This is a genomic window from Paraburkholderia humisilvae, assembly GCF_902859855.1.
GTDB classification, from domain to species: domain Bacteria; phylum Pseudomonadota; class Gammaproteobacteria; order Burkholderiales; family Burkholderiaceae; genus Paraburkholderia; species Paraburkholderia humisilvae.
In genome coordinates, this window is the sequence record NZ_CADIKH010000187.1 from 1 (window position 1) to 4,372 (window position 4,372).

2 protein-coding genes and 3 pseudogenes are annotated in these 4,372 nt (G+C 55.6%); 2 read left to right on the forward strand and 3 right to left on the reverse strand.

The window, feature by feature from the left end; translation table 11 throughout:
- Positions 1 to 227 precede the first annotated feature (227 nt).
- Both HV796_RS44985 and HV796_RS40415 read right to left on the reverse strand, forming a co-directional pair.
- Positions 228 to 708: pseudogene (locus HV796_RS44985) on the reverse strand (DDE-type integrase/transposase/recombinase); the annotation flags it as partial.
- 58 nt (positions 709 to 766) lie between these two features.
- Positions 767 to 1,486: pseudogene (locus HV796_RS40415) on the reverse strand (IS6 family transposase); the annotation flags it as partial.
- Between the two features lie 53 nt (positions 1,487 to 1,539).
- On the opposite strand from HV796_RS40415, the pseudogene HV796_RS40420 reads away from it, so the two are divergent.
- Both HV796_RS40420 and HV796_RS40425 read left to right on the forward strand, forming a co-directional pair.
- A pseudogene (locus HV796_RS40420) lies at positions 1,540 to 1,728 on the forward strand (IS4 family transposase); the annotation flags it as partial.
- A 670-nt stretch (positions 1,729 to 2,398) separates the two neighbouring features.
- On the forward strand, positions 2,399 to 3,505 hold the full coding sequence (locus HV796_RS40425; RefSeq protein WP_175233307.1) for a hypothetical protein: 1,107 nt from the start codon (positions 2,399 to 2,401) through the stop codon (positions 3,503 to 3,505).
- A 131-nt stretch (positions 3,506 to 3,636) separates the two neighbouring features.
- Here the strand turns inward: HV796_RS40425 and HV796_RS40430 are convergent, their stop codons facing one another.
- Complete coding sequence (locus HV796_RS40430) at positions 3,637 to 3,882, reverse strand: hypothetical protein (protein WP_175233308.1); 246 nt, start codon at positions 3,880 to 3,882, stop codon at positions 3,637 to 3,639.
- Positions 3,883 to 4,372 lie beyond the last annotated feature (490 nt).

Below are 4,372 nucleotides of genomic sequence, written 5' to 3' on the forward strand. Positions count from 1 at the left end.
CTTCACACCAGACCGTTACCAATCCAGCATGCACCGGTAGGGTACGATTGACGGAACAATCGGTTTCCTTCCTGGCCGCAGCCAGGTGAAACAATCCTCTACGCGACTTCACGTCGCACTGACACAGTAAGCTTAGTCGTCCTAGAATGCTCCTCAAAGATGGTCGAATCGGCCTTGTCACTTGCTGAATACAGGTGACAGAGCAAGGGGTAAATTAAGGATCCTCATCAGATAGATGCTGCAGCCGTCAATGCGAGCGTCCAGCGTTGCCATGCAGCCAAGCGTTGCGCGAGGAGGGCGCGGTGAGTACTGGCATCCATACAGTGCTGTGGCAAGGCGAAGTGCTGCCGGATCGGACTGAAGCTGGCAAGAAGCGCTTGTGTAGATCGCGGATCGTGAAAAATCTGTATATGACGTTCGCGCCGGGGCGTGGGCTGGTGACTGTTTTCGGCGCGGTTATTCAACCGCGCCGCGGCCTTCACGAACACGTGCCCGACGCTCGCGAGTTCAGTATCTGCGCGTTCGCCGCCGGGTAGCTGCGCAACCGGTCGGTTGCGATCCTGCGTGGCACGGGCGCCACACGCAGCGCCCGTTTGAAGAAGCGTCTGGCCGCCCCTGGTCGCATCGTTTCTGCACCAGCACATCTAGTTCCATACCGTGCTCATCCACCGCGCGCCACAGCCAGTAAGGCTCACCACGCAGGCGCACGGTTCTGGTACAAATAGCCTGACGGAACGATTTTATGTTTATAGATAGGATATTTTTTTTGAGAAAAGAGGACGGTATTCCAGACAGCGGGCGCAGCCGTATCCTTGAGTCGCAAGCTGGCAAGACGAAATTGTCCTTTGCGAATGCGATGCATCAATTCGATCTCTGAATTCGTGCTCGCAGCGTTCCCGAAAAGTTTGAACCCGAGCTTGACGTTCGTTCTGGACTTGACGTTACGATGATCCTGTTCGATCAGGCTATTCAAATGCTTTGAGCATCGTATCGCGGTATCCTCCGGTAGCAGGCCGTCGACTTTCGTTTCGCGTACCGCGCGGTGCGAGGCTGCGTAACCATCGAGCGTGATGGTCTCCGGTGGTTGGCCGTGATGTTTGATGGCCTTGCTGAAGAAGGCTTTGGCCGCCTTCACGTCGCGCTGCGCGCGCAGCATGAAGTCCACCGTCTGACCAGCCCGATCAACCGCCCAGTAGAGATATGCCCACTTGCCACGAATCTTCAGGTAGGTCTCGCCGACACGCCACGACTGTCCCGTAGGCGTATCAAAACGATTCCAGCGCTTGACGAATTCCGGCGTATGACGTTGCACCCAGCGCGGGATTGTCGTGTCTGCGAGCGACAATCCGCGTTCAGCCATCATCTCGACAGGATCCCGCAGACTGAGTTTGTAGCGGAGGTACCAGCGGCGGACACGCAGAATGATGATCTCGCCATCAAAGTATGTTCCATCGAACAACTCGTCAAGACTCTTCAGCCTATTCATTGGCGACCATCAGTTCGTTCAGTCCAACACCTTAACCATTTTCACGTGCCATTTTCGCCAGAGCCGTACGACTCGTCGCCAGGCTCGGCGGCTTCCTCGCGCGCAAAGGCGATGGCGAACCGGACGTCAAAACCATCTGGCCAGGCATACAGCGGATGGTGGACCTCGTTGCTGGCATCAGGTACATGCCAGCGAGGTTGAGCATCAGACTTGTGTGTAATGGAATGACTTTAATCGATTAACCGAAATTATTTGCACGATAACCCGAAATTTCCGGTCACGATTTTTCGTGAAAATTTATATGAATAGTTATTCTGATTTTGTCGTTTTTATTGAAGTACGGAAATATAATAACGCCCGTAGTCTGGGAGAATACAGAATGTACAATCTAGCTTTGTCGCCGCCATGCACGCCCGCCATGAATTCGCCCGCGTCAGCCTTTGAATTGATGTCGTCATTTCTATTGCTTCTCGCCCCCGAGGATCGTGACAGCGCCAATCGCGCCCGCGATTCAAATCGGCGAATTGCAGCGGACACAGACAGCGAAGCTATTAGTCATTGGCTCGCCAAGCACAAGCGCTCGCGGAATACCCTGTGTGGCTATCGAAGTGAGGAAGCGCGTCTGCCTGTGTGGTCGACGCGTGAGCTCGGCAAACCGCTCCCGGGTCTCACGAGAGAGGTTTTTAGCCTGTCGGAGCGTTTTCCGACCCCCACTGTGTCTCGGTTGGATCAATGCCATATCCTCGTTACTGAAAGAGGTCAAAGGGTAATTCACAGCGCGCCCGATGCCGTTACATCTCGCCCCTCGACGGTGGTGATGCGATAGCGCCGAAGCCGTGGTACCAAATTTCTCACGTAATCTCCAGGGTCGTTAAGGCGATTTATCGCGCTTTTCTTTATCGGGGCAGCAGAATGAACGATGCGAAAAGAATGAGACCAGTTGTACTAGGGGCGTTCCTATGGCTTATGATCGCTCCCCGAACGGGTTGGCCCCAAAGCTTCGATTGTCATCATGCCGAGATTGATGCCGAGTGGGCCATCTGTTCCACGCCCGAACTAGCCGAGCTCGATGAAAGGTTGGCCGCGACCTACAAGAAGTTGTCTGGGCCAGCGACGACGTCGCCAGCGGTCAGAAACGAAGCTATGCGGCTGCAGCAGGCTTGGCTGCTTGGTAGGCGCGATATGTGTGGTGGAAATGTCGGCTGCCTGGTGAAGGCGTATCGGGACATGCTGGGCGCGTTGTCCTCGATGCAGATCGACGCTGCCACCTCCATCGAGGCGGCGAAAAGGAGCATCGTTCCACGGTGCGGTGATTCGTCCGTTCCCTTGACGGATGCTGCATTCAAGAACGTAGTGTGTAGCGATCAGCATCTTTTCGACACTGTCCGCCAGATTGAGAACCAGGCTCGAAAAGTGCAATCGCGGCTGAAGCCCAGCTGGCGCCTGGCGTTCGTAACACAGGAGGCGGCGTTTCCGCAGACGGCTTCCCAATGTCCTCAAGACAAGGAGAAACTGGCCTCGTGTGTCGCAAAAGCCATTGCGCAGCGGATACAGGACGTGACCGATCTGGCCATTAATCTCGATCAATCGTTGCCGGAATGCGCGCCGTCGGAATTATCTGTCACGAAGGGAAATGTAGGCGACGGTGGCATGTCTCAGGCGCTAATTACATATCTGATCAAATACACCGGCACGTCGGCCTGCAGTATTCGCGGCTTTCCCAAGGTGCTAGCCGATGATGCGAAGGGTAAGTCCCAACCGACCTTTGTGAACTACTCCGGGAGAACCTATTTTACCAACTTGCTGGGAGCGCCACTGCCAGTGACTCTCTCACAGAAAAACAATATGGCCTGGTTCGGCATTTACGTCCCCACGGCTTGCGATCCCCCTGCTGACATAAGTGTGAAAGTGTCCTTACCCTCGTCTAGTCAATTGCTGAATGCGATGCAATCGGTCAATTGCCCTGTGACCGTGACGCCCATCGAAATGATTTCAACACTATTGTCTTCTGTTTATTAGCTAGTTCGTGGAAGATCCCGGGCTCCATCTATTCGTCTCCTGCGACCCAGCAATTTCGCTTGTGCTTTGGACGGCTCGCCGCCCTTGTCTGCCCGGGCGATTAAGAGCGTTGAGTCGGTCGCGGATGCTCGTCATGGGACCGGGTTCGGACCTTCAATGGTCGGACATACCAAGACGGTGATGCCCCGGCGAGCCCAGAAATGCGCCGAACTGTATGCCTCCATGGCGATCACACAGGGTTCGCGATTCACAAACCATTCGAGCAACCGATCTCTCGAAACAGCCTTCCTGACCATCACACGCTCTGCCGCGTCAACACCGTGTCGCTGTATGATGTTCTTCGCCAGATCAACGCCAGTACGGACAACCCTGTTCATGCCGTTCTCCTTCATCTAATGGCCGGCAAAACTATCGTGGCACCGTGCCACACCGACCGGCGGGGAAGGAGGTCCTTATCAATTCATAGATTTAACGTTCTACGGTAGTGTTGCGGCGCTGGTTGAACGTATCACACGCAGTTCCAGGTGCGCAATATTCCAGCCGGAAGGCGAAAAGGGACTGAGTAGTCGTGCTTGAGCGCATAGGGGGAGCGGGATAAGATCCACGCCCTTGGCATGGGGTGCAGGGCGATGCAGGACGCTCCCAGGTTCATGGCAGGCGCAACAGTGCCGTTTCCCAACGTGACCATGCGGCGGCCTGTCGATGACGGGGGTGAGCGCCGCTGATGGCCGCGTCGGCCTGCCGGGCTTCGAAGCCGGGGGGGCGCGTATCGCTCCCTCACGGCGCCTGTGTGGCGAAATTCCTCTTCAGATCATCACGGGACAGGTATGACTGGCAGCATTACTCAGGCTTTGGTGCGGCAATACC